Genomic DNA, 25,416 nt, shown 5'->3' with positions numbered 1-25,416 from the left:
GTCGCGGACGATATCCGCCCATGCGCGGTACTGCAATCCACCATCACGGAATTCGAGCTTCCGCAAACGGCGGAAGTCTGGCCTATTAACGTCCGCCCGGCTTGGCTGCCGGGCCCTCCAGAACGCGGCGCCTTCGCAGGCGGTCCCGCAAGCGGGCGGAGAATGGGACGACATGTGTGGCGTGACCGGTTTCTGGGATCCGACGGGTAGGATCTTCAAGGGCAATGCGGTCGGCGTGGCTCGCGCGATGGCGGGCCGGCTCGGCCATCGCGGCCCCGACGATGCCGCCGAATGGGCCGATGCGGACGCAGGGGTCGTGCTCGCGCACAGGCGTCTCGCCGTGGTCGGCCTCGGCCCCGGCGGGCGCCAACCCATGGCCTCGGCATGCGGCCGGTACGTGCTTTCCTTCAACGGCGAGATCTACAACCATCTCGACCTGCGCCGGGAGCTCGAAGGCGCCGGCCATCGTTTCCGCACCGACTGCGACACGGAGGTTTTTGTCGAGGCGCTGGCGCTCTGGGGAGTGGAGGCCGCCCTGCGCAGGACGACAGGTATGTTCGCCCTGATCTTCTGGGACCGCAGCCGGCGCACACTGCACCTAGCCCGCGACCGCCTCGGAGAGAAGCCGCTCTATCTCGCGAGCTGCGGCAGGACGCTGCTCTTCGCTTCGGAGGCGAAGGCCTTCGATGCCTATCCCGGTTTCACCGGCACGCTCGACCGGGCAGCGGTCACGCAGTTCCTGCGCTTCGGATACGTGCCATCCCCGCTTTCGATCCACTCCAACGCGACGAAGCTCCTTCCCGGAACCCATCTCGAGATCGACACCGGTGGGCTTGCGCCGGGCTGGACGTCACGCGACCTCGTGGCACGCGCCCGGCCATACTGGTCGGCCCGGGACGTCGCCGCGGAAACGACTCCGTTCGGGGGCTCAGACGACGAGGCCGTGGACGCCCTGGAAGCCGTCTTGTCCAATGCGATTGCCAGACAGCTCGTCGCCGACGTGCCCGTGGGAACCTTCCTCTCGGGGGGCGTTGATTCCTCCGTCGTCGTGGCGCTGGCGCAGGCCCGGTCGACACGGCCGCTCAGGACGTTCACGATGGGCTTCCACGACGCGGCGTTCGACGAGGCCGGGCACGCGCGGGCCGTCGCCCGCGCAATCGGGACCGAGCACACGGAATTCTACGTGACGGCCGAAGACGCACGAGCCGTGATCCCGGCCCTGCCAACGATCTGGGACGAACCCTTTGCCGACTCCTCCCAGATACCGACCTTCCTGGTATCCCGCCTAGCGCGGTCGCACGTGACCGTTGCCCTCTCCGGCGACGGGGGGGACGAGCTGTTCGGCGGATACAGGCGCCATTTCCTGGCCCAGTGCTTCTGGCCGCACCTCGGCGCCCTGCCCCTGCCCGCACGCAGGGGTGCCGCACGGATCCTCCGGTTGCTAGCATCGGCGACTCTCGCCGCCTCGAACGCGGTGCCGGGTGCCGGGCGGCTCCGGCGCCGCGTCGACGATGCCCAGAAGATCGCCGAAGCGATATGCACAGCCGGCGGCGCCGATCTCCATCGGAGCCTCGTCTCGCTGTGGGCTGATCCAGCAGCCGTCGTCATCGGCGGCCGCGAGCCGGACGGCGGGCCGGACAGCTGGGACCGCGACGCCATCCCGGGCGGCGACGTCGGCAACATGATGCTCCGCGACCTATCGACCTATCTGCCCGACGACATCCTGACCAAGGTCGATCGCGCCAGCATGGCGGTGAGCCTGGAGACGAGGGCGCCGATGCTCGACCACAGCGTGGTCGAGTTCGCTTGGTCGCTTCCCGCGGAGATGAAAATCCGCGACGGCTCAGGCAAGTGGATCATGAAGCGCCTACTCGAACGCCACCTGCCGGCACCGCTGGCGAACCGCCCCAAACAAGGCTTCGGGATTCCGTTGGGCGACTGGCTGCGCGGCCCCCTGCGGGTTTGGGCCGAGGACCTGCTGGACCGCAGCCGGCTCTCCAGGGAAGGGGTTTTCGTCCCCGATCCCATCGTCGCCGCCTGGAACGATCACGTCTCCGGGCGCCGCAACCTCCAGCACGCGATCTGGCCCGTCCTGATGTTCCAGGCCTGGCTTGACAAGCAGACCCGCATCAATGCCACGCCCGATCGCCTAACGGACGACGCCCTTCTATCGAGTGACGCGCATGCTAACGATCTGGTAAAGGGTGGCTCGCGCCTGCATGGCTGACACTCGATGACCCGAGATCCTCCCGGATTTCCGACGGAACCGTAAATGACCCGGATTTCGACCAAGGGCCTGCTGAACCGCCTGGATAGAAGGGTGCTGTCGTTCACGCACGACGTGATCATGGCCGGCATCTCGCTGATCCTGTCGATCTATCTCCGGCTGGGCAGCTCCATGTTCGCATATGCGGGCTGGGATCTGGCGTGGTGGCTCCTGACGTTCTGCGGCATCGCCGCAATCTGCTTCAGGTTGTTCGGCATGAACACCGGCATCTGGAGATACGCGTCAATCAGCGATCTCGTCGCGATCGCGCGGGCGGCGACCCTGACGATACTGTTGTTCCTGCTCGTGTCGTTCCTGTGGACAAGGCTCGAGGCACTGCCCCGCTCGGTCCCGGTCATCAACTGGTTCGTCCTGGTCGTCCTTCTGGGCGCCCCCCGGATCCTATACCGCCTCCTAAAGGACCGGCGCATCTCGGGCCTGCTGCACGGCGCCGACACCGCCCGGACCCCGGTCGTGCTGGTCGGTGCCGGAGACGGGACTGAACTGTTCATCCGCGCCATGCTGACCAATCCCCGCGCCCAATACCTTGTGGTCGGGATTATCGACGAGAAAGGCGGCCGTGTCGGGCGCTCAATCCGCGACGTCGAGGTCCTGGGAATGCTGGCGGAAACAGACCAGATAATCGACAGGCTGACCAGACGCGGCCTGCGGCCCCGGACTTTGATCCTGACCAAGCCGATGGACGGCTCCCTGGTCCGCCAGATGGTGAGACTCGGGGAAAAGCACGGGATCGAGGTGGCTCGCCTGCCCGAGCTGTCGAAGCTTCGAAGCAAGCTTGACGACGAACCTCCTCAGCCGAAGCCGATCGCCATTGAAGACCTGCTCGGACGCCCGCCCATCACCCTCGACCGCAATGCGATCGGACAGCTGCTGTCGGATAAGACGGTGGTCGTAACGGGCGCCGGAGGCTCCATTGGCTCGGAGATCTGCCGACAAGTGGCAGCACACGCCCCGAAACGGATGATCCTGGTCGAGACGTCGGAATACGGCCTCTACAGCATCGACCTGGACCTGTCCGAAAAATTTCCCGGGATCGAAGTCCGGCCGGTGATCTGCGACGTCCGGGACCGCAACGGCATCAAACGCCTCTTCCAAATCGAGCGGCCCGACGTTGTCTTCCATGCGGCCGCCCTGAAGCACGTGCCGCTCGTCGAGTTCAACCCCTGCGAGGGTACCCGCACCAACGCGATCGGAACCCGCAACGTGGCGGATGCAGCGCTTGATTCGGGCGTCAGAGCCATGGTCCTCATCTCCACCGACAAGGCCGTCAATCCCACCAACGTCATGGGGGCCACCAAGCGGATCGCCGAAAGCTACTGCCAGGCTCTCGACATCCAGGAGGGCGACCGGCACTCCGTCACCCGCTTCATGACGGTCCGGTTCGGCAACGTTCTCGGTTCCTCGGGATCCGTCGTGCCGCTGTTCCAGCGCCAGCTCGCGGCTGGCGGGCCCCTCACCGTCACGCATCCCGACATCCGTCGATACTTCATGACGGTCCAGGAGGCGGTCCAGCTCGTCTTGCAGGCCTCGGCCTACGGCATGCGGACGGGCGGCGAACGCGGTAAGATCTTTGTCCTCGACATGGGGGAGCCGGTCCAGATCCTAGACCTCGCCAACCAGGTGATCCGCCTCTCCGGCTTCCGGCCCGGCGAGGACGTGAAGGTCGTCTTCACCGGACTTCGTCCCGGCGAGAAACTGTTCGAGGAGCTGTTCGACGTCGCCGAACCGCCGAGCCCCACTCCGGCGGAAGGCGTGCTCGCCGCCTCCCCGCGCCCCGTCGACGTCACGCTCCTGCGCCGGATGATGACGGAAATCGAAACGGCGGCGCTGGCCGGCGACGACCAGAGGGTGCTGTCCCTGCTGGCGACCGCCGTTCCCGAATTCCGCCATGCGCCGAACGGCTCGGATCTCCTGCCGGAGAAGAGGACCCGCGAGGCGGCGTCCTGACGCCTGCGGATCCCTATCGGGCCAGTTCGAGCGTCGCCCGGTCGGCCACCACGTCCCAGCGGTAGCTCCAGGAACGCTCGAAATGGTCGCGAAGATACTCGGCATTGCGCCGACGGCCATCCACGACGACGAGGCAGCCGGACGGCATCGTGGCCTCCAGGTCGAGCAGATCGACGGCCACCGGCCGTTCGACCGTCAGCGGCGGCCCGTCGAGATAGACGAAGTCCGGAGCGATGTCGGGTAGATTGGCGTGGCGCCAGACGGCCGCGCCGTCATGCATGCTCTCCACCGGCGGAGCGTGGACGACCGTACAGATGCGGGCGTGCTCCGGAGAAAGGCTGGATCGCGTCACCTCCGCCCAGTGCTCGGACGTCTCCAGGCTGACGAACCTGGCATGGGTCCTGTTGTCGACGAGCGCCTGAGCGATCACGGCGGTCGAGCATCCCGACCCGAACTCAAGGACCGTCGTCGGACCCCGTTCGCGAACCGATCGGTAGAGAAAACCGAGATCGTACCAATCAGGGTCGAGAGCGTCCGGCGGCCTGTTGGCAAAAACCGAGGGTGGCAGAGCCTTCAGCAGGGACCGTCTGGAACGTTCCTCCTGCCAGTCGCGATAGGACCGGACCAGCGTAACACCGACCCGCTTCAGAGCTTGCATGAGGCCTCCCGCCTCCGTTGATGAGCCGGCGACCGGGTCACCGGCATGGTACATCGGCACAGGATCAGGACAGTCCGTCGGATCGCCGCGGCACGTCCATGCGAAGGTCGGCGCGCGAAGCGGACCTCCAGGACAGCGCAGACATCCATTCCGCCGCGACCATCGCAGCGATGCCCCCGGTCGCAGCGGCGATTAGGGTCAGGAGCAGGACGAAGAGAACCTTCGGGCTGGCCGGCGCGTCCGGCAGGACTTCGAAAACCCTCAGTTCCCGCTCCTCCTGATCGATAATGCGTCCCAGCAGCTCCAGCTGGGTACGCTGGAGAGCCAGTTCCTGCACGGAAATCTCGGAGCTGCGAACCTGATTCGAAAGGGCGAAGCCCAGACCTTCGTCCACGGAGCCGCCGTCGATCCGGGACATCCGCCCCACGAGCTGCTCCAACTGGGCCGAGCGGCTTTCGCGCAGCTCGTCCAGAATGGCGATGCGGTGGTCGGTGTATTCACGGACCGCCACCAGATCGCGGTTGACGGCGTCGATCACCTCGGACGCGGCTTTCCGAGCCTCCTCGGCCGCTTCCTGCGGGCTATTTCCCCTTGCGTAGACGTGCAGCAGCCCATCATCCACGGACACGCCGATTAGGCGCGGCAGGGGAATCCCCGGCACGCCGATCCGATACGCCGTCCCCAACCTGGCCGCCAGCACGTCCCCGCTGGCCAGCAAGTCGACGACTTGGCTCCTGGTCGGCAGGGCAACGGAAAGGCGTGCCTCGTAGATACGAGGAGCCATGGCGACGTAGACGATGCCGATCAACACGATCGTGCCCGCGACGGCGAAACCGATCGCGAGGCGACGCCGCAGAAAGTCCAGAAAGGATGAAGGCTGACTCATAGGCTTCCCAAGAACAACCGCCCCAATGCCACCCGCAACCGGCCGCGCCTGCTTTGGAGCGACATACCCGATCAGTCCCGGCTACGAACCTCCGGAGATACAGTGTACGCCCCCCAAAGACAAGCCGGGCCGCTGACGAATGATCCACCTACTCCCGAATCGGTGCAGTCGCGGCGGACGCCACGTCCTGCGCCGGGGAGCATCGGCTCCGGCGCTCGGAGGCGACGTCGTGGAGCCAGTTGAAGGCCTCCGCGATTGAATCGAGATCGACCTGCCTGTAATCTTCATTGGCGTAGCCGCGGTTGGGCAGGCCGGGAAAGGAGCTGGCGTACAATTCCGCCAGGAGTTCGACCGCATGCCGGTCGTCGTCGGACCCGGCGGTCTTGGCCAGCTGCGCCGTCACGAGATCCGGCAAGGCCGCCGGCGACGAACAGTGGGCTATCGCCGGCAAGCCCGTGAAATACACCCGGGTGAAACTGATCGCCGGGCGCCCCAGAAGCGCCGCCTCGAGCACCATGGTACCATAGGCGGCGATGACGAGGTCGGCCCCGAGAATGAGCTGTCGCGTATCGGCAGCGGGATCGATCAGACGGACACCGGGAATGGCCGCCAATTCCCGCAGTCCGGACGGACGGCGGCCGTCGACGTCGCTGAGGTGCAGCTTGACCAGGAGGTCGTGGGTGACGGGCACGGCCCGCGCGATCTGTCGGACATGGGCGATCTGATCGGAATAGAAGGCGCCGATCACGTCGATGCTGGACTCGGGCTGGCGGTTGAGGCCGAACAGCACGTAGGGCCGGCGCGGCTCCCGGCCGAGTTTCAGGAACTGCCTGACGTAGACGAGATTCACCTTCTTGCGCAGGAACATCGCGACGATCCTGCGGAGCGGATAGGAGGCGAAGTCGTTGATCCGATCGTGACCGAGCCGTGCCCGCAACAGCCCGGCGAAGAACGGAACCTGCAGACGCAGGCGGCGCAGGGCGTCCACGTACCCCGTCGCGGTCCTGCGCATCAAGGCGCGAGCATTGCCCTTGCGGAAGGACTCGAGGAGCCGGGCGGCTTCCTCCCGGTCGGCGTCGGTGACGGGCCGACGCCGCAGGGGCTGGTCGGGCACGTGCCCTTCGAAGACGGCCCAGCGTTCGGGGGGCATCTTCAACGCGACGAGATGGGCCCAAAGCCTGCCCTGCCGGTGACAGATCGCCATGGTCAGCAATTGCAGGGCCGTGTCCAGGACGCTGGCGACGAGGACGATGCCATGCGCGTCGAGGAAGCGCTCCACCTCCTCCTTCGCGTGGGCGAGATACCTGAGGGCGAAGTCGTGCGGCATCTCGCGCAGGAGACGGTCCATCTGCACAAGGTCATGAATTCGCGGATGGCCCGGCAGCTCGAGCCCGGCTAGTCCGGCCCGGCAGGCCTCGACGTCGCGTTCCTGGAAATCCGCCGGATCGGACAGGTCCAGAATACGCTCGCGCGGCACACCGGAGGCGACCAGCCGCTCGGTCCAGGAGCGCAGGGAGTGGATCCAATAGACGTCGAACCCCTCCGCCTCCAACCTGCCAGCGAACTCCAGGTACATCGACCACTGGAAGCTGACCAGGGCGACTTTCTTGCGTTCTCGAACCGTCACTGCCGCCGTCTGCTCCTCCGCCCCGCCGCCACCGGACCAGGCGCTCCTCAATTCACGTCCCCGAGCATGCGGGGCGCGTCACCGTATTCGACTAGGCGGCCGAGATGGAAACGGAAGACGACGTCGCACTTCCTGAGCGTGCCCAGGCGGTGAGCGATCATGACGATTGTCCGCTGACCGGAAAGCCCTTCGAGCGCCGCGACGACCCGCTTCTCGGTCCCTTCGTCGAGCGCGCTGGTCGCTTCGTCCAGGATCAGGACCGGCGCGTCGCGATATAGGGCGCGCGCGATGCCGACGCGCTGCCGCTCCCCGCCGCTCAGGCGGACGCCCCGCTCCCCCAGCCTGGTCTCGTATCCGTCCGGCATGCGCTCGACCACCTCGTCGACGGCGGCGAGGCGTGCGGCGCTCCTGACCCGTGCCATGTCGATCGCGGTCCCCTCCTCGCCGAAGGCGATGTTCTCCGCCACCGTTGCGTCCATCAGGTGGATGTGCTGGGGAACGTAACCGATGGACTGCTGCCAGCGGCGGACGAGGGTCGCATCATCGATCGGGCGCCCGTCCACGAGGAGCATCCCACTGGTCGGACGCAGGAGCCCCATCAGAAGCGCGAGCGCGGTCGACTTGCCGGAGCCCGTCTCGCCGACCAGCCCGATCATGTGCCCGGCCGGAATCCGGAGGTCGACCCCACTGAGGCTGGCGGTCTCCGCCTCGGGATAGGTGAAGGAGATTCCCTTCAGCTCGATGTCCCGTTCAACCGCGAGGCGCTCCACCCGGCCGCGGGAACCGGCGACCGGTTCCGGAAGCCCGGCAAGGTCACGGTGAATGGCGGCCAGGGAGGCATTGGCGAAACGGCTCTTGGTCAAACCAACGAAGACCTGCTGCAGGGCTGGAAGCAGCCTGTATCCCGCAAAGGCGTACACGGCCACTACCGGCAGCGCTTCCGCAATGTCGCGGTCGCGCCAGAGCATGAACAGCAGAATGAGCATGATGCTGCCGAAGGCCAAGCCCTCGACGACATAGCGCGGCAGGAGGCCGGCGATCAGGGTATTGGCCTGAAGCGTCGCATATCTCTCCGATACCTCGCCGAAGCGGCGCCGGAAGGAAGCTTCGTATCCGAACAACTTCACCTCGACAATGCCGTCGAAAGCCTCGGCCGCGACACGGAAACGCCCCTCGTTGACCTCGACCGCCTGCCTGCCCATGCGCTGCAGGCGCCGACGCATCACAAACAGCAGACCTCCGTAGATGCCGCCGAACACGCCGCCCAGCACGAGCGACAGCAGTGGGTCGATCATCATCAGCACGGCCAGAAGGAATAGGACCACAATGCCCCGCCCGGCGGCGAGCACGATCGGCAGAAGGCCGAACAGGAGCAGCTGCTGCACCTGGTCCAGAACGTTCTTCTTCAATTCCGCGGAATTGCGCCCGATGAAGAAGGCGTAGTCCTGCTCGAGATAACGCGAAAAGAGCCGAGTGGATATGGAATGGGCCCAAAGATAGGGAACCCTGGTCAGCAACCAGGACGAGAACGTCGTGACCAGGGACGCCACGACAAGCAGCACGAAAATAGCCGCGCCGACCATCAACAGAAAGCTCTCCATGCTTTCCGGCCCGACCGCCGCATGGACCCGGGCCAGCACTGGGTTCGCCATGGCCCGGCCGGGATCCTGCAACAGGGCGATGAATGGCATGATCGACACGGCGCCCACCGCCTCGAGGATGGCAGTCACCACCACGAGGCAGAGCAGCAGGACGGCCTGCCGGCGCTCCCGGGGAAGCAGGATCTCGCCGATCATGCGCAAGGTACTCATTGCTTTTTCACCTTGGTGGCCGGAGGCCGGCCACGCTCAGTCGTAGGTCAGGCGCTTCTCGACGGACGGAGCCCAGGACGCCAGTTCGGCGGCGATCCGGACACCGGCCTCGCCGTCACCATACAGATGGGAGCGCACGGGCCGGCCGCGGCGTTCATGCAGCGTCACGGCCTCGACGATCTGGTCGCGGTCGTAGCCCACGTCGAGAACGTTCGGTCCCCGCTCGCGTCCCGCCTGGCGCGCGCCGATATTGACCGCCGGCACTCCCAGAAAGGAGCACTCACGGATGCCGACGCTCGAATTCCCGATGATGCACGACGACCGGACCAGCAGCCTGATGAAATGCTCCGGCGCGACGTTGCGGAAGAGATGGACGTGCGGCAGCGCATTGCGCTCCCGGTAGACGCGGATCATTTTGGACACCGCATCCGAGCCCGCGTCGACGTTCGGCCAGAACCAGAGCGTCGGCATCGCGAGGCGACGTACCGCCTCGATCGTCTCGACAATCTGGTCCCTTGCCGCGCCGTACTCCGTGGTGACGGGATGCTGCATGACCATGAGAAAGCCGCCTGAAAGGTCGAGCACCGGCCCCACCCCGCCATAGGACGAGAAGACGTCGAACTCGGATTCGTCGCGTTCGGCGATGGCGGCGAGGTCGATCGACGGGCAGCCAGTCCAGACGACGGCCTCCGGACGCTCGCCCATGCGGATGACCCGATCGCGCGCCTTGTGGGTGGAGACCAGGTGGAGGTCGGACAGCTTCGTGACCGCGTGGCGGACCTTTTCGTCGATCGACCCCGTGATCTCTCCTCCCTGGACGTGGACGAGGGGAATGTTCAGGTACGATGCCGCAACGGCGGTCGCCAGGGTTTCGTACCGGTCGGCGATGGTGACGACGAGATCCGGCTTCAACCTGTCGAAGGCGGTCGTGAGCTCGATGATGCCCAGGCCGGTCGATTTGGCCGAGGTGACTAGGTTTTCGCCCTCGATCAGCGTGAAGAGCTGCTCGGCCACGTCGAGGCCGTCGCGCCTGACGATGTCGGTGAGCTTGCCGTAGCGGTCGTGCAGCGCCGATGCGCACAGGACCAGCTGAAGCTCGAGGTCGCTGCGGTCGCGGATGGCGGCCAGTGCGGACCAGATCCTCGCATAGCTCGGCCGGGCCGTGATGACGACGCAAATTTTCCGAGGCATCGAATCCGTCAATCCAGATCGTCGAATTGGAGAAATTCGCCTTCCTCGACGGAACGGCGAAGGCGGCGACCGACCGCCTGATCGAAGTCGGCCGCCGGAATGCCCTTGGCAGGCTTCAAGATGCGGATGTCGGAAGGCTGCAACACCTCCCCCGCGGAGATCGGGCGCGCCGCCGCGAGGCTCTTCATGAACATGGCCCGCAAGGGCGAAAGATCGCCCGCCACGTCGTCCTTGGCGACCGGATTGGCACGCATGCGCTCGATGAATCGGATTCCATCGACCATCAGCCGCAGGTCCTCGAAGGTGACCGAGGCCGGGACGTCCGGCCCGAACATGTCCCGCGAGAAGGTGACGTGCACTTCCAGGACGCTGGCGCCCATCGTCGCGGCGGCAAGCCCCGGAAATATCGTTCCCGAATGGTCCGACAGCCCGACCGGAATGCCATCGTAGCGCTGCCTGAACACCTCGAGGACGTTGAGCCCCACCTTCTCGGGCGGGCACGGATAGCTGGTGGTGCATTGAAGCACCGCCAGCTCGTTGCCGCGTCCACGGAAGAACTCCACCGCTTCGTCGATCTCGGTCAGAGGGCTCATGCCGGTGGAGAGAATGATGGGCTTGCCGGTGGCCGCCAGCCGGGACAGCAAAGGCCGGTTCGAGATCTCACCGGATGCGATCTTCCACGCCGGAACGCCGAGCCGCTGCAGCAGGTCGAGGGCACGGCCGGAGAAGGGGGAACTGAGGAAGAGAAGGCCGCGCTCGGCCGCGTGGGCCGCCAGTTCGGCCCACTGGCCGTCGGTGAACTCAAGACGCTTCCAGTAGTCGAAACGGGTCGCGTCCTGCGTTGTGAAGCGGATCCGGAACGGTTCGTCGGCCGAGCTCTCCTCGACCGCGAAATGGGTCTGGAACTTCACCGCGTCCGCACCCGCCTTCGCGACGGCGTCGATATAGGCATGCGCCATTCCCAGGCTGCCGTCGTGGGCTTGGGCGACCTCGCCGATGATCAGACAACGATCGGAAGAAAACATTCCTGCTCCATGGTCATGCCCGGCTTCCTGAAACTGTACGGGCCATCCCGGCCCGGCCGCCTGCTGCCGTACCGCGGGTTCCTTCCCCGACTGCCAGCCCCGACAGAAACCAGGCGAATGTGTGCGTCATAATTTGAAGCATGACAAGCCCGCTCACGGCGAACGCCCCAGCGAATCCGAGGGCGACCAGCACGGTTCCTCGGCCCGGAGGGTGGCTCGCCGCCACTCGCCACACCATCCAGCAGAGGAGGCAAAGATAAGTCAGAAAAGCCGGGACACCCATGGTCGAGACGATATAGGCGAAGCCGTTATGCGGATTGTCGTTCTCGTAGAACATGTCCCCGAGCCAATAAGCATTCGCCCGGTTTTCCTCCGGCCAGCGCCCCGGACCGACTCCGAACAGGGGGTTTTCGGCCACCATGTCCAGGCTCGACCACAGGTGGTACCAGCGGATCGCGATGGATGAGTCGAGCGAGACGCTGTCGAAATTGGTCGCCACAACCTTCGCCGAGACGATGCGCACGGCGGTGGGAACCTGGCTTGCCCCGACCAGGCAGACGCAGACGAGCAGGGACAGCGCCGTCACCCTGGCCATGGCGTCGACGCGGCCCGACCTGAACGCCGACCAGATGCTTCCCGCGAACGCAAGCAGCGCGAACGCCGTGGTCAACCACCCCCCCTTGGAGAAGGTGAGAAGGCAGAGGGCCGATGCCAGCGCAGCGCCGAGAAGCGACGACAGCATTGCCCCCCGGCGCGCCAGCAGGGCCGCGACGAGGACCGCTACGGCGAGCATGTTCCCGGTGACGTTCGGATTGAAGAGGACGGGAAGCCCCTCGATCGTGATCCTGCCGCCGTCCGATACCGACTGCCAGAGATTCAACAGCGCGCCGAAAACGATCCCCAGAAAGTACGGCGCGCCCGTCAGCGGCACGCCGTACCGGACGACGAGCGCAGCGGTGACGAAAACGACGGGCACGTAGAACAGGAAGCGGACCATCGGCAGCGCCGCCCGGGAACCTTCGCCCGACAGCGGCAGGCCGGCGATGATCGATGCGATCCAGAGCGCCGCGAAGGCGAACCCGAGGAAGACCAGCGGCTTGGCCTCGTCGATCACGCGCCACAGCAGCCGGCGGCCCTCTTCCGCCGCCAGCAGGAGCAGAAGGCCCGCGAAGTACAGGAAATCGCCCGCATTGAAGGGGCCGACGTCGAACAGGGCATAGGGGTCGATCTGCGACGTACCCCAGCTGAACGAGGCGGCGGCGTAGAGGACGGTGCAAACGGCCACGACACCAGGCAACGGCTGCCCGCCCCGCGGCAGCGGTTCGGCCGTCATGCCGCCCTGATCAGTCCCGGCGGTCACGCGGCCCGACCAATCAGGGAGGCATACAGCGCCTCGAAACGGGACACGAAACCGTCCTGATGGAACGCGGAAAGGATTCTGTCGCGGGCAGCGGCCCCGAGATCGGCACGCCGCCCGGCCCCACGCGCCAGCATCTCCGAAAGAGCCGCGGCCAGTGCCTGCGGATCATTGGGCGGCACCACCGCTCCGGTGTCGGCGACGAGGTGGCGCGTATCTCCCACGTCGGTCGCGACGCAGGGCACGGCACATGCCATCATCTCGGCGACGACGCCCGGCAGTCCTTCGGTGCGCGAGGACAGACAGCCCACGTCGAACGCGGCCATCACGCCAACCACGTTCGGCCGGGAGCCGAGCAGGTGAACGCGATCGCCCAGGCCGAGCGCCTCGATCCGTCCCGCGAGTTCACCATTGGCGGCATCGACGCCCCGCCCGACGAGCACGAAATGAACGTCGGGCCGGACCGCACGAACCAGGGCGGCCGCCTCCAGGAATGTGCGGTGGTCCTTCATGGGGTCCCACCGCGCCACCATGCCGACGAGCTCGGCACCGGGCTCCACGCCCAACTCCGCCCGCAGCGCGACACGGGCCCGGTCGTCGGGCCGGAACGCCCCGGTGTCAAAACCGCTGGGGATAACCTCCCATCGCCTCGGCCGGTAACCGATCGCGGCATGGGCGCGGCGTCCCGCCTCGGAGTTCGTGACCACGGCTGCCGGCCAGGCGGAAAGCCTGGCCAGCACCGTCGGCAGGATCCTGGAGCCCAAGGAGTACTTGGACATGTCCATGTCCGAACACCACAGGCTCCAGACGAGCGGCGGCCGTCCTGCGAGGGCGGAGGCGAACAGCGCGAACGCGTCGGAATGGTAGAGCCAGCTCTGGACCACCGCCGGCCGCTCACGCCTGAGGACCGCGGCGAGGCGGATGATCGCCCGCGGATCGGGTAGGCCCCGGCGGATACCCAGATCGTGGATGCGGACGCCGGCCGCGAGAATCCTCTCCCGCACCGGCCCGGCTGCAGTCTCCGGGCACAGGGCGACCACGACCGGATCGAAACGGGAGCGATCGGTTCTCGCGACGAGCGAGGCGAGGAGCATTTCCGCGCCGCCCGTCTCCAGCGAGTTCACAACGTGTAAGACACGGTCCATGTCAATCCGCCCGGCCAGAGGCGCCCTTCAAGAGTGCCGCAGCGGGGTCTCGCCCGCCAGCAGTCCGCGCAAGGTCGCGTCGCCCATCGGCGCCGGAACACGTCCGACGATGCTCGCCAGCAGCGAAGGGTCGCCGACGACCGACGGCACGTCGAGCGGCCTCAGGCGTCCGGAGTCGGTCTCGATCTCGAGGCTCAGCCCGGAGAGTTCGATCATGCGCTCCAGGAGATCGCGGATGCGCTGTCCGCGGCCGCTGCAAAGGTTGACCACCCTCCCCCAGGCGGCGGGAGCGGAAACCAGCTCGACGACGAGGCGGGCCACATCCTCGGCCGACAGGTAGTCCCGGATGCTGTCGAGATCGCCGCTTCTGACCACTCCCACCCCGTCGCATCGGCATGCCGCGATCTGCCTGGCAAACTCGGCGAGCGCGGTATACCCACCCATGCCGGGTCCCGCGACGTTAAACAGTCGCGCGACCACGACCGGGCGCCCACCCCGCGCCGCCGCGAGACCGTGCAGAGTCTGGGCATGCTTGGATATCCCGTAAGCAGTCACCGGCCGGCAGGGCCGCTCCTCGGCGATCGGAGGATCTTCCAACCCCACCGGGCCGATCTCCGCCGCACTTCCCATCATCAGGATCGGCACGTGCCCGAGCCCCGCGACCTCCAAGGCCTCGATCAGCGTCACCCCCAGGACGACGTTGACGCGGTACATCTCCTCGACCGGAATGCCGCCGGTCGCGCCCGCCATGTGAAAGACAGCGTCGGGCGGAGAGGCGCGCAGCCACGCGGCGAGACCAGCCACGTCGGAGCACCCGTCGAGGATCAGGTGACCAGGCCGGGCCGGGCCGCGGATGCCGAAGGTTCCGACGGTCGCGCCGCGTCCTGCCAGCTCGCGCAGGAGATGGCCGCCCAGGAAGCCGCCCGATCCGGATACGATGGCCCTCATCCGCGGGCGGATTCCGGTGGGAGAAACTCGTCGAGACGGGTTTCAAGGATCGCGTTCGCGGCCTCGTAGTCTTCGTGCCGCCCGATGTCCAGCCAGAAGCAGTCCTCTCGGAAGCACGCGACGCGCCTGCCCGCCGAGGCCATCTGCCTGACCAGATCCGGCATGTCCAGATACGAACCGGGCGTGAGGAAGGGCGCGACGGCATCCCGCTTGAGGACGTACAGTCCCATGCTGACGAAATGGTCGAGCTTCGGCTTCTCCCGGTAGCCTGTCATGAACCCATCGTCGTCCATCTCGATCAGGCCGAAGTCGATGTCGATGCGGCGACGGAAGACGGCGATGGTGGCATCGGCCCGCGTATCGCGATGATGCCGGACGAGACGGTCGAAGCGGATATTGGTCAGAAGGTCGCCGTTCATGACCAGGAAGTCCTCCCCCATCTCCGCGATCACCGGAGTGATCGGCCCGGCCGTTCCCATCGGCCGGTCCTCACGGGAGTACTTCACCCCGACGCCGTATTTCCCTCCATCGCCGATCACCGCTTCGATTAGGTGAGCGAGATAGCCAACCGCGAGCGTCAGGTCGACGATACCGGCAGACTTGAGTTGGCGGATCAGGAGCTCGAGGATGGCCATGCCCCCGCCGACGGGCATCAGGGGCTTGGGCAGGACGGTGGTATAGGGGGCCAGACGCGTTCCCTTACCCCCAGCCAGGATTACAGCTTTCATGACCAGTTCCCCTCGAACGCGATCCGCGCCGACCGGCGAGCCCTAGCGCGGGCTGCCCATCCCGGCCAACAGGAATTCCGCAAACCTCAGATCGATTTCCTCGTCCACGTTCACGACGGGCCGGTCGACCACGACCGCACGACAACCCTTCTCGATGATGAGACCCGCGTCGACGACGGTTTCCCGGCGCGCCGCATAGCAGATGCCGTTGCGGTGGTAATATTTCGGTATGCTCTGCCGCAGTGAGTAGCGCGCGCCTTCGGACAGATAGAAGGCAAGGACGCCCTCGTCCCCGATGGTCAGCGTCTTGTGCGGCGTGCAGTGCCCCGGCGTCCGGCTGACGGTCGCCGCGGAGGCGTGCCCCCCATCAATCATGGCGTCGAGCGTCGCGACGACGTCCGCGGGCTCTCTCATGGGGCTCGTCGGCTCCAGCAGAATAGAGACGTCGTAATGCATTCCGTTCACTCGCTCCGCCTCGAGCCAGGCATGGCGCCAGACATCGATGGAAAGGGCGGTGTCGGTGGCGAGCTCGGCCGGCCGCAGCGCAGGGACCGACAATCCGTGGCGCAGCCCCTCCTCGGCGATCATCGGATCGTCGGTCGACAGCACCGCACCGTCCAGCCACGACAGCTCGCCCGTGACCCGAGCGGCCCGGGCGACGAGGGACAGTCCCCCGACCGTCCTGAGATTCTTGCCGGGAACGGACTTGCTGCCACCGCGGGCCGGAACGACGGCCAGCACCGAAAGGTCGCGGTATGGCATCAGATCAGGCCTTGCGCGCCGAAGTGGAAAAGCTGACGGCGAAATGGGTGTGCCTGCGGAACAGGTTCTTCGGGTATTCCGCCTCGTAGCCCAACAGCTCCCCGAAGTGGCGCCCGTAGAACCACTCCTCCATTTCCTCGCGCTTGCCCGGCGGGAAATGCTGAAGCGCCTGGATCCAGCAATACGCGATCGCGGTGAACGGACCGCCGTCGATCTCGAAGCCTTCCGGCTCGAGGCCCACCTTGCGGAACATCTGCTGGACGCCATAGGGCGTGTAGCGGAGATAGTCGTCGGGAATCTGGTGGAGCTCACGCAGGATGGGCTCGAACACGTAGGCCCGACCGCCCGGCTTGAGGATACGCGCCATCTCGCCGAACAGCTTATCCTGATCGGCGACGTGGTGGACGAGGTTGGGCACGATCACGAGATCCGCGCTGGCGCTATCCAGACCGGTTTCCTCGATCGGGGCGCGCCGCGTATAGCGGACCTGGATGAAATCCGGCCGATTCACCATCGCGGCGTTGTACGCCCCGCGTTCGTCGGCGGAGGGCGGGCTGCAGTCCACGATCTCGAGGCGCTTGCCCGCGAAGTACGGAGCGAACAGGCTGACGCCGCCATAGAGAAGCGTGCGCTCCAGCGACACGACCACCGCTCCCTCAGGCAGTTCCGAGGACAGCCGCCTCAAGTCCCGGAGAAGAAGTCCGAAATGAGGGGTTTTCGTCTCAGTCTCGAAAACGTGCTCGACCAGGACCCTCTCGTGAGCATCCAAATCCGTGACGGCCGGCATGTGTCGATCTTCCCTTCCGAAGGTGCGGCTAGACCGCACCCGACACGGCACCCATTCCCGACGGCGCGTCGCAAGCGGGTTCAGCCGGGCCGTCTTATCACCCGCCGCGACCGCATTGCAAGACCGTGCGCTGCGGCAAATCGGCATTCGCCCCTTCGCGCGAAGCGCGCCTCCATTGAGGCTTGGCGAAAGGCGTCGGCGTCGTGCATAAAACCTCCGCCCCTCGGGGGCCCGCGACATCCACGCCATGGTCAACACATATGAGCATCGTCGTTACAGGAGCCGCCGGCTTCATCGGATCCCACGTCTCCCGTGCGCTCCTGGACCGTGGCGAGCCCGTTTTCGGGATCGACAATCTCAACGATTACTACAGCGTCGCGCTCAAGCGGGCGCGTCTGTCGCCGTTGATGGAACACCCCAATTTTCGGTTCCACCAGGCCGACGTGCAGGACAGGAGCGCGATCGCGGCGGCCTTCGCCGAAGCCGGGCGGGTCACCGGGGTCGTCCATCTGGCCGCCCAGGCGGGAGTCCGCTATTCGCTCGAGAACCCTTACACCTACGTCGACGCCAACGTCATGGGCCAGGTCGTAATGCTGGAGGCCGCGCGCCGCTCGGATGCGCTCGACCACTTCGTGTACGCGAGCTCGTCGTCGGTGTACGGCGCCAACACCAGCCTGCCGTTTTCGGTGGAGGACCGGGTGGATCATCCGATCTCGCTCTATGCGGCGACCAAGCGCGCCGGAGAGCTGATCGGGTACAGCTACGCCCACACCCACGGGATACCGTCGACGGGGCTGCGGTTCTTCACCGTCTACGGTCCCTGGGGGCGCCCCGACATGGCCGCCTATCTGTTCTGCGACGCGATCATGGCGGGCCGACCGATCCTCGTCTTCAACCAGGGACGAATGCGCCGGGACTTCACCTACATCGACGACATCGTGTCGGGCGTCCTGGGCGCGCTGTACCATCCGGCCCAGCCCGACGAGCGCGGCGCGCGGCACGCCGTGTACAATCTCGGCAACAGCCGGTCGGAGGACCTGCTCCACTTCATCGGCCTGATCGAGAAGGCACTCGGCCGGGAGGCCAGGAAGCAGATGGAACCCATGCAGGCCGGCGACGTCGCCGCGACCTACGCGGACATCGAGGCCAGCCGCCGTGCGCTCGGGTTCGATCCGAAGACGCCGATAGAGGTCGGCATTCCGCGTTTCGTCGACTGGTACAAGTCCTATCACAAGGTGTCGTGAGGCGGGGATCGCAGTGCCTTCGTCCGCCCCCAGCCGCCCGAAGCTGATCTACCTCGTCACCGAGGACTGGTACTTCTGGTCCCACCGCCTCCCCATGGCCAGGGCCGCACGCGACGCCGGATTCGACGTCGCCGTCGCGACCAGGGTCCGCGACCATGGCCAGCGCATCGAGGACGAGGGATTCCGGCTCCTCCCGCTCGCCTGGGAACGACGAAGCCTCGACCCGCTGGCCGGCATCCGGACACTGCGCGACATCGTGGCGCTCTACCGTCGCGAGCGCCCGCACCTCGTCCACCACGTCGCCCTGAAATCCACCGTGATGGGAGGTCTGGCTGCCAGGATCGCAAGCGTTTCGCGGGTAGTGAACAGCCTGACGGGGCTGGGTTACGTGTTCAGCTCCCGCTCCCCGAAGGCGCGGGCGATCCGAGCGACCGTCACTCCGCTCCTGAGGGGCATCCTGAACCGGCCGGGCAGCGTGCTGGTCCTGCAGAACACCGACGACCGCGACCTGCTGGTCGGCCTGGGCCTGGTCGCGGAAGAGCGGATCAGGATCGTGCGCGGCTCGGGCATCGACGTGAGGCGTTTCGCTCCGTCCCCCACCCCTGACCACCCGCCCGTCGTCGCCGCGTTCGTGGGGAGAATGCTCGAGGACAAGGGTGTTCCGGTCCTAGTCGACGCCGTGCGCCGGGTCCGCGCCCGCGGAATAGACCTGCGTCTGCGCCTGGTGGGAACCCCCGACCCTGAGAATCCCACCACCGTTCCGGAAGCGCGGCTGCGCGAGTGGTCCGAGGAACCGGGCATCGAATGGTCGGGACACAGCGCGGACATCCCGTCGGTATGGGCCGGCTGCCACTTCGCCGTGCTGCCGTCGCGCAGGGAGGGACTGCCGAAGAGCCTGCTGGAGGCAGCAGCCTGCGCCCGGGCAATCGTCGCCACCGACGTTCCCGGCTGCCGCGAGATCGCCGTGGCGGATCGCAACGCCCTGCTGGTCCCTCCCGACGATCCGGCCGCGCTGGCGGAAGCACTCGCACGTCTCGCCACCGACCACGACCTGCGTCGACGATTCGGCGCGGAAAGCCGCCGGCTCGTGCTGTCGGACATGGCCATGGAACAGGTCAGCGGCCGCATCCTGGACATCTACCGGAACCTGTGCGCCGACATGGCCGCCGGAACGAGTGGCGAAGCCGCCGGCTCGCTCAGCGAGGGGTCTCCGTCTTGATACCGCAAGCCGCCCTCCTCTTCGCGGCGGTCGCAGTGGCGGCCTTTGCCGTCGCCGCCACCGCGACCGGCATGGTTCTGCCCATCTTGCGGCGTCGCGCCATCCTCGACATCCCCAACGAGCGCAGCAGCCACGCCGTGCCGACGCCACGCGGCGGCGGCTGGGGAATCCTGTGCGCCCTGGTTCCGTCGGTGGCGGCATCCGGATGGCTGTCCGGCGGATGGCCTTGGGTGCTCGCCATCCTCGGCGGGGGCGCGCTGCTCGCGGCTGTATCCTGGATGGACGACCGCCACAGCCTGCCGGCGTCGCTGCGGTTCGCGGTGCAGATCGGCGCCGTCACGATCGGACTCACGGCCTTGCCGTCGGACGCGGACGTCTTCCAGGGGCTGCTGCCGTACTGGCTCGACCGCGCCTTCGCCGCCGTCGCGTGGCTGTGGTTCGTCAACCTCTACAACTTCATGGACGGCATAGACGGCCTTGCGGGAGGAGAAGCCGTGTCGATCGGCCTCGGCATCTGCGCCTTGGCGGCGTTCGCGCCGGTAGGCGTCCCCATGCCGTGGGTGGCCGCCGCCGTGGCCGGAGCGGCAGCGGGTTTCCTATGCTGGAACTGGCATCCGGCCCGAATCTTCATGGGAGACGTCGGAAGCATCCCCCTCGGGTATGTGCTCGGCTGGCTGCTGCTGGCGCTCGCCGCCTCGGGCCAATGGATCGCGGCCCTGCTGCTGCCGCTGTATTTCCTGACGGACGCCACCTGGACCCTGCTGAAGCGGCTGGTCGAGGGCAAGCCAATCTTCCAGGCCCATCGCGAGCACTTCTACCAGCAGGCGGTGCGCAGCGGCCGCAGCCACGCGTCCGTGGTCCGGACCGTACTCGCGGCGAACGTCGCGCTGATCCTCCTCGCCGTGCTTTCGACGGAGTACGGCGCCGTCGTCCTGCTGCCCGCCGCCCTCGTCATGGCGGTGCTGATTGCCCAGCTGCGCCGGGAGCGCGCCGCAACATGACCAGGGTGCTCGTCACAGGCGCGACCGGATTCGTGGGGCGGAGACTGGTGGAGCGGCTCCTGGCCGACGGCATCGCGGTCCGGGCGACCGTCCGCCGCCCAAACGGCATACCCGTGGCCGACGCCGTTCAGGTCGGAGAGATCGGCGCGGACACGGACTGGACGACCGCGCTGCAGGGGATCGACGTGGTCGTACACCTGGCCGCACGGGTGCACATCCTGCACGACGAGGCCGCCGACGCCCTCGCCGCTTTCAGGCGAACCAACGTGGAGGGGACGCGGCAACTGGCGGTATCCGCCGCCCGGGCCGGTATCGGACGCGTGATCCTGGTCAGCAGCGTCAAAGCCCTCGCCGACCAGAGCGGCAAGCGGCCCCTTACCGACGACGACATCCCACGGCCTGGCACGCCCTACGGCGTTTCCAAGCTCGAGGCGGAGCGGGCGCTCGAGGATGCCTGTCGGGGGACGGGCACTGAATGGACGGCGCTCCGCCCTCCCCTGGTCTACGGCCCGGGCGTAGGGGCTAATTTCGGGCAGCTGCTCGCCCTCTGCCAACGCCGCCTGCCCCTGCCACTGGGGAGCATCGGCAACAGGCGCAGCCTGATCGCGGTCGACAATCTCGTGGATGCCGTCCTCCGCTGCATCGACCATCCGGCGGCGGCCGGCCGCAGCTTCCTCGTCCACGACGGCCCCTCGCCGTCGACGCCGGACCTCGTCCGAACGCTGTCCAGCGCACTTTCTCACCGGGCGCGGCTGTTTCCTGTTCCGCCCCTGCTGCTGAGAGCGGCACTCCACGCAGCGGGCCGGCCCGACGCGTTCGACAGGATCGCGGGATCCCTCCACGTCGACGACAGCCCCTTCAGAAGAGCTTGCGGATGGCTGCCTCCGCTGCCGCAAGATGCCGCGCTCCGGGCCACGGCCCTCTGGTTTGCGGGGCGTGAAGCGGAGACGGCCGGCGGCGGATCGCGATGAGCGGTCCGGCTCCCCGCCGACGACGGCAGACTGATACGACGAATACCGGGAAGAACGAGAAGACAGATGCCCGACGAACACGCGCTCCGGGCTGAGGCTCCTGAGACCACCGCGACGAAGGATCATCAGCGGCAGGCAACCGTCACCGGCATCTTCGGCGTCATCGCCGTGCTGGCGCCCTTGCTCGGCGCGGCTGTCCCTCGCGCCGTCGCGCCACTTCTGATCGTGGGCGGTTTTGCTGCCGCGGTGACATGGTGGATGTCGAATCGACGGCCTCCGCCGGTCGCGGTCGCATGGATTGCCGCCTTCGCGGCGTTGATAGTGGTTTCGGCGATGTCGACGACCTGGGCGCCCGACCCCGATAAGGGACGTGACCAAGCCGTCCAGTTCCTACTTCTGTTCACGCCGGCGCTGGCGCTGGCCTCGGTGGCGGCGACGCTTCAGCCCGTACCGGGCAGATTCCGGCTCCTGCCCGTTACATTCGCCGCAGGCGGCCTTCTGCTGCTGTTCGACCTTCTGGCCGGCCTGCCACTCTACAACCTCGCCCGGGGTCAGGTCGCCTTCGACGGTAACCCCAACGACCTGAACCGGAATATGGTGGTCCTGGCCGCTGTGGTCTGGCCGGCCGCCATGGTCCTCTGGACGACCGGCCGCCCCCTTGCCGCGACAATGCTGCCCCTGGGCCTGGCCGTCCCGGTGATGCTGGGAGAAAGCCAGTCGGCACAGCTCGGGTTGATCGCTGGGGTGGCGGCGCTCGCTTTGGCGGCCGTCGGAAGAGAATGGACCCGCCGGGCGTTCGGCGCGGTGACCGTCCTCGTCTTCCTGGGGGTCGTCCCGGCCGCGATGTGGCTCCATGACAAGGGGATGGCGCTGGACCTGCTGCCCCCCTCGGCCCGCCACCGCCTGGACATCTGGCACTTCACGGCCGGGCACATCCTGGAAAAGCCGCTGTTCGGCTGGGGCCTGGAGGCGTCGCGTGAGCTCGGCCAAGGCACCGTCTCGACCGTGGTGGAAGGCGAAGGGGCGCTGATGCCGCTGCATCCCCACAACGCCTTCCTGCAGATTTGGCTGGAGCTCGGCGCGGTCGGTGTGGCTTCCGTGCTCGTGATCCTGCTGCTGGCGCTGCGGGGGATCGGACGGATGCCCGAGGCGACACACCCGCCGGTGCTCGCCGCCTACGCCGCTGGCATGGCCATGGTGTCCATTTCCTACGGCATCTGGCAGAGCTGGTGGCTGGCAACGCTGCTGCTGACCGCGGCGCTCATCGTCGCGGTCGCCCGCTCCGCCGCCCCTCAACCCCGGGTGTAATGTCCTCCAGGCGGACAATGTCGTCCTCGCCGAGACAGGTTCCCGACTGCACCTCGATCAGGTTCAGCGGGACCTTGCCCGGGTCGTCCAGCTGGTGAACGGCGCCGAGCGGAATGTTAGGTCGACCCGTTCTCGCGCAGGAGGATCTGAACCGCTCCGGGTTCGCCGGAGGCTGGTTGGCTTAAGTCATGCCGCGATGGCGGCGTTCTCGAGCTGGGCATAGTAGCGTGCTTCGGCCTCGGCGGGAGGAAAGTTGCCGATGGGTTCGAGCAGGCGGCGGTGGTTGAACCAGGCGACCCATTCCAGGGTAGCGAACTCGACGGCTTCCAGGGTGCGCCACGGTCCGCGTCGCCGGATCACCTCGGTCTTGTAGAGGCCGTTGATGGTCTCGGCCAAGGCGTTGTCGTAGCTGTCGCCGACGCTGCCGACGGACGGCTCGACGCCGGCCTCGGTCAGGCGCTCGGTGTATCTGATAGCGACATATTGGGACCCGCGGTCCGAATGATGAACGAGACCGCCGCTTTTGGCCGGTCGGCGGTCGTGCAGCGCCTGCTCCAGGGCGTCCAGGACGAAGCCGGCATGGGCCGTGCGCGACACCCGCCAACCGACGATCCGGCGGGCGAAGGCGTCGATGACGAAGGCGACGTGGACGAAGCCCTGCCACGTCGCGACGTAGGTGAAATCTGCGACCCACAGGGTATTCGGGCGTGGCGCCTGGAACTGGCGGTTCACCCGGTCGAGTGGGCAAGGCGCCGCCCGGTCGCTGATCGTGGTGCGCACCACCTTGCCGCGCGTCGCCCCCTTCAGGCCCATGCGTCGCATCAGCCGGGCCACCGTGCAACGTGCCACGTCGATGCCGTCGCGCCGCAACTGCCGCCAAACCTTGCGCACGCCGTAGACCTGGAAGTTCGCGTGCCAGACCCGCCGGACAGCCTCGCTCAGCCCAGCGTCGTTTTGCGAGCGGGCCGGCGCCTTGGACGGATCGGCACGGCGGGCGACATGGGCGTGGTAGGTCGACGGGGCGATCGGCAGTACCTTGCAGATCGGCTCGACCCCGTGGACGGCGCGATGCCCGTCGATGAAGGCGATCATTTCCTGAACGGGCGGTCGAGCTCCGCCTGGGCGAAATAAGCCGAGGCCTTGCGCAGGATCTCGTTGGCCTGGCGCAGCTCACGGACCTCGCGTTCCAGCGCCTTGATCCGCTCCCGCTCCTCCGTCGTCGGCCCCGGCCGCTTGCCCTGGTCACGTTCGGCCTGCCGGACCCAACCCCGCAACGTCTCCGCCGTGCAACCGATCTTCGCCGCAATCGAGCTGATCGCCGCCCACTGCGAGGCGTGCTCCCCGGCGTGTTCGAACACCATCCGCACGGCCCGCTCGCGGACCTCAGGGGCATATTTCGGTGATGCTTGCTTCGTCATGATGACCCCATCTTCTCAAGAAATGGGGCCTCCAGGAAACCCGGGGCGGTTCAGCCCGCATCCGGCTGGCTTGCCTCAGGAGGCTGCTTCGACTAAGCAGGACCTCCCGGCCACCCGACAACGGTTCCGCCTTCCTTATCCCGCAAGGGCAATCGCGTGCATCGACGCCATTCTCTCCCACGGCCCCGCTCCCGCGACACGCGCACATTGTTAGGCCTGGGCTTGCTAGCGCTCGGGCTGGGCCTCACGGCTCCGCAAGAGGCGCGGGCTAACGAAACCACTGACCAGCCCCCGGTTCTGCTGAACGCCGACGAACTCGTCTATGACGAGACCCTTGGAGTGGTGACCGCCACGGGCAATGTCGAGCTAGCGCAGGGACTCCGGGTCGTTCTCGCCGATCGTGTCACCTACAACGAACGCACCAACGTCGTTACCGCGACGGGGAACGTCAGTCTGCTGGAGCCGAGCGGGGACGTGGTCTTCGCGGAGTACGCCGAACTGACCGACGATCTGGCTCAGGGGTTTGTCGACCAGGTGCGGGTCCTGATGACCGACAATTCCCGGCTGGCAGCGACTGAGGGCGAGCGCACGGACGACGGCCGCTTCATGCGCCTCAATCGCGCCGTCTACTCGCCCTGCAACCTGTGCCCCGAGGACCCGAGCGCGCCACCGCTGTGGCAGGTCCGCGCCCGGCGCGTCGTCCACGATCGCGAGAACCAGGAAATGGTCTATCGCGACGCCGTCCTGGACATGTTCGGCATTCCCGTCTTCTACACCCCCTACCTGTCCCACCCCGACCCCACAGTCGAGCAGAAGAGCGGTTTCCTCGCCCCCTCTTTTGGCCTCGGCGGCAATATTGGCGCCTTCGCGACGGTCCCTTACTACTGGGCGATCGGCCAGGATCAGGACGCCACGATCACGCCTACCTACAGTTCCGAAGACGGTCTTCATCTGCTGGGAGAGTACCGCAAGCGGTTCGAGTCGGGAGCGGTCACGCTTGAAGCAAGCATCGTTCAGACCGACCGCCGAGAGGATGTCGGCGGCAGCCGCTTCATCCGCGAGGATCAGTTGCGCGGCCATCTGTTCGGCACCGGAC

The 25,416-nt window shown here is 67.0% G+C and carries 21 protein-coding genes, 1 pseudogene and 1 other annotated feature; of the genes and pseudogenes, 8 read left to right on the top strand and 14 right to left on the bottom strand.

Annotated features, from left to right (window positions below):
- The first annotated feature begins 172 nt into the window (after nucleotides 1-172).
- Together asnB and VGO20_RS23405 are read left to right on the top strand one after the other, a co-directional pair.
- Entirely contained in the window at nucleotides 173-2,227 is a 2,055-nt protein-coding gene (asnB, locus tag VGO20_RS23410; RefSeq protein ID WP_327504811.1) for an asparagine synthase (glutamine-hydrolyzing), read from the top strand.
- Between the two features lie 45 nt (nucleotides 2,228-2,272).
- Nucleotides 2,273-4,234, top strand: coding sequence for a polysaccharide biosynthesis protein (locus tag VGO20_RS23405; protein ID WP_327504810.1), 1,962 nt, complete (start codon nucleotides 2,273-2,275; stop codon nucleotides 4,232-4,234).
- Nucleotides 4,235-4,247: 13 nt separating this feature from the next.
- Here the strand turns inward: VGO20_RS23405 and VGO20_RS23400 are convergent, their stop codons facing one another.
- From VGO20_RS23400 to VGO20_RS23345, 12 genes are all read right to left on the bottom strand, one after another.
- Nucleotides 4,248-4,892: a class I SAM-dependent methyltransferase gene (locus VGO20_RS23400; protein WP_327504809.1), complete on the bottom strand. Its 645-nt coding sequence runs from the start codon at nucleotides 4,890-4,892 to the stop codon at nucleotides 4,248-4,250.
- 64 nt (nucleotides 4,893-4,956) lie between these two features.
- Nucleotides 4,957-5,778 carry a hypothetical protein gene (locus tag VGO20_RS23395; RefSeq protein ID WP_327504808.1) on the bottom strand — a complete coding sequence of 274 codons (822 nt, stop codon included), beginning with the start codon at nucleotides 5,776-5,778 and terminating at the stop codon, nucleotides 4,957-4,959.
- Between the two features lie 148 nt (nucleotides 5,779-5,926).
- On the bottom strand, nucleotides 5,927-7,456 hold the full coding sequence (locus VGO20_RS23390; RefSeq protein WP_327504807.1) for a hypothetical protein: 1,530 nt from the start codon (nucleotides 7,454-7,456) through the stop codon (nucleotides 5,927-5,929).
- On the bottom strand, nucleotides 7,453-9,201 hold the full coding sequence (locus tag VGO20_RS23385) for an ABC transporter ATP-binding protein (protein WP_327504806.1): 1,749 nt from the start codon (nucleotides 9,199-9,201) through the stop codon (nucleotides 7,453-7,455). Before VGO20_RS23385 ends, VGO20_RS23390 begins: the two co-directional genes overlap by 4 nt.
- 51 nt (nucleotides 9,202-9,252) lie before the next feature.
- Complete coding sequence (gene neuC, locus VGO20_RS23380) at nucleotides 9,253-10,407, bottom strand: UDP-N-acetylglucosamine 2-epimerase (RefSeq protein ID WP_327504805.1); 1,155 nt, start codon at nucleotides 10,405-10,407, stop codon at nucleotides 9,253-9,255.
- 8 nt (nucleotides 10,408-10,415) lie between these two features.
- Nucleotides 10,416-11,432 carry an N-acetylneuraminate synthase family protein gene (locus tag VGO20_RS23375; RefSeq protein ID WP_327504804.1) on the bottom strand — a complete coding sequence of 339 codons (1,017 nt, stop codon included), beginning with the start codon at nucleotides 11,430-11,432 and terminating at the stop codon, nucleotides 10,416-10,418.
- Nucleotides 11,433-11,445: 13 nt separating this feature from the next.
- Entirely contained in the window at nucleotides 11,446-12,765 is a 1,320-nt protein-coding gene (locus tag VGO20_RS23370; protein ID WP_327504803.1) for an O-antigen ligase family protein, read from the bottom strand.
- A 23-nt stretch (nucleotides 12,766-12,788) separates the two neighbouring features.
- The gene (locus VGO20_RS23365) at nucleotides 12,789-13,934 is read right to left on the bottom strand and encodes a glycosyltransferase (RefSeq protein ID WP_327504802.1); all 1,146 of its coding nucleotides are present in this window, start codon (nucleotides 13,932-13,934) and stop codon (nucleotides 12,789-12,791) included.
- Between the two features lie 27 nt (nucleotides 13,935-13,961).
- Nucleotides 13,962-14,882 carry an NAD-dependent epimerase/dehydratase family protein gene (locus VGO20_RS23360; RefSeq protein ID WP_327504801.1) on the bottom strand — a complete coding sequence of 307 codons (921 nt, stop codon included), beginning with the start codon at nucleotides 14,880-14,882 and terminating at the stop codon, nucleotides 13,962-13,964.
- A complete protein-coding gene (locus VGO20_RS23355; protein WP_327504800.1) occupies nucleotides 14,879-15,610 on the bottom strand; it encodes a sugar phosphate nucleotidyltransferase in 732 nt (243 codons plus the stop codon). Before VGO20_RS23355 ends, VGO20_RS23360 begins: the two co-directional genes overlap by 4 nt.
- A 42-nt stretch (nucleotides 15,611-15,652) precedes the next feature.
- The gene (locus tag VGO20_RS23350) at nucleotides 15,653-16,351 is read right to left on the bottom strand and encodes an acylneuraminate cytidylyltransferase family protein (protein WP_327504799.1); all 699 of its coding nucleotides are present in this window, start codon (nucleotides 16,349-16,351) and stop codon (nucleotides 15,653-15,655) included.
- A gap of 25 nt (nucleotides 16,352-16,376) precedes the next feature.
- The gene (locus VGO20_RS23345) at nucleotides 16,377-17,159 is read right to left on the bottom strand and encodes a class I SAM-dependent methyltransferase (RefSeq protein WP_327504798.1); all 783 of its coding nucleotides are present in this window, start codon (nucleotides 17,157-17,159) and stop codon (nucleotides 16,377-16,379) included.
- A gap of 260 nt (nucleotides 17,160-17,419) precedes the next feature.
- Here VGO20_RS23345 and VGO20_RS23340 point away from each other — a divergent pair, with 260 nt between their 5' ends.
- The 5 genes from VGO20_RS23340 (at nucleotide 17,420) to VGO20_RS23320 (ending at nucleotide 22,902) form a co-directional block, all read left to right on the top strand.
- Nucleotides 17,420-18,403 (top strand): NAD-dependent epimerase/dehydratase family protein, encoded by a 984-nt coding sequence (locus VGO20_RS23340; RefSeq protein ID WP_327504797.1) that lies wholly within the window; start codon nucleotides 17,420-17,422, stop codon nucleotides 18,401-18,403.
- Nucleotides 18,404-18,416: 13 nt separating this feature from the next.
- Entirely contained in the window at nucleotides 18,417-19,622 is a 1,206-nt protein-coding gene (locus tag VGO20_RS23335; protein ID WP_327504796.1) for a glycosyltransferase family 4 protein, read from the top strand.
- Nucleotides 19,619-20,623 carry an MraY family glycosyltransferase gene (locus VGO20_RS23330; RefSeq protein WP_327504795.1) on the top strand — a complete coding sequence of 335 codons (1,005 nt, stop codon included), beginning with the start codon at nucleotides 19,619-19,621 and terminating at the stop codon, nucleotides 20,621-20,623. The genes VGO20_RS23335 and VGO20_RS23330 overlap by 4 nt, the downstream gene beginning before the upstream one ends.
- Nucleotides 20,620-21,594 (top strand): NAD-dependent epimerase/dehydratase family protein, encoded by a 975-nt coding sequence (locus tag VGO20_RS23325; RefSeq protein WP_327504794.1) that lies wholly within the window; start codon nucleotides 20,620-20,622, stop codon nucleotides 21,592-21,594. The genes VGO20_RS23330 and VGO20_RS23325 overlap by 4 nt, the downstream gene beginning before the upstream one ends.
- A gap of 66 nt (nucleotides 21,595-21,660) precedes the next feature.
- On the top strand, nucleotides 21,661-22,902 hold the full coding sequence (locus tag VGO20_RS23320; protein ID WP_327504793.1) for an O-antigen ligase family protein: 1,242 nt from the start codon (nucleotides 21,661-21,663) through the stop codon (nucleotides 22,900-22,902).
- Here VGO20_RS23320 and VGO20_RS23315 read toward each other — a convergent pair.
- Together VGO20_RS23315 and VGO20_RS23310 are read right to left on the bottom strand one after the other, a co-directional pair.
- Nucleotides 22,856-22,993: pseudogene (locus tag VGO20_RS23315) on the bottom strand (hypothetical protein); the annotation flags it as partial. The gene VGO20_RS23320 and the pseudogene VGO20_RS23315 sit on opposite strands and share 47 nt — an antisense overlap.
- 95 nt (nucleotides 22,994-23,088) lie before the next feature.
- Nucleotides 23,089-24,320, bottom strand: a protein-coding gene (locus tag VGO20_RS23310) for an IS3 family transposase (protein WP_327504792.1) whose coding sequence is annotated in 2 segments (ribosomal slippage) — nucleotides 23,089-24,026 and nucleotides 24,026-24,320 — 1,233 coding nt in all. Because the reading frame shifts where the segments join, the coding sequence is not laid out codon by codon here.
- Nucleotides 23,920-24,036 (bottom strand) — a sequence feature (AL1L pseudoknot). It overlaps the preceding gene by 117 nt.
- A gap of 207 nt (nucleotides 24,321-24,527) precedes the next feature.
- On the opposite strand from VGO20_RS23310, the gene VGO20_RS23305 reads away from it, so the two are divergent.
- The coding region (locus VGO20_RS23305) for an LPS-assembly protein LptD (RefSeq protein ID WP_327504791.1) at nucleotides 24,528-25,416 on the top strand (889 nt) is incomplete at its 3' end.

Source organism: Arenibaculum sp. (assembly GCF_035998295.1).
Taxonomy (GTDB): domain Bacteria; phylum Pseudomonadota; class Alphaproteobacteria; order Azospirillales; family Azospirillaceae; genus DASYHS01.
Note: the sequence above shows the minus strand (reverse complement) of the source record. Positions and strands in the feature narration are given on the sequence as shown.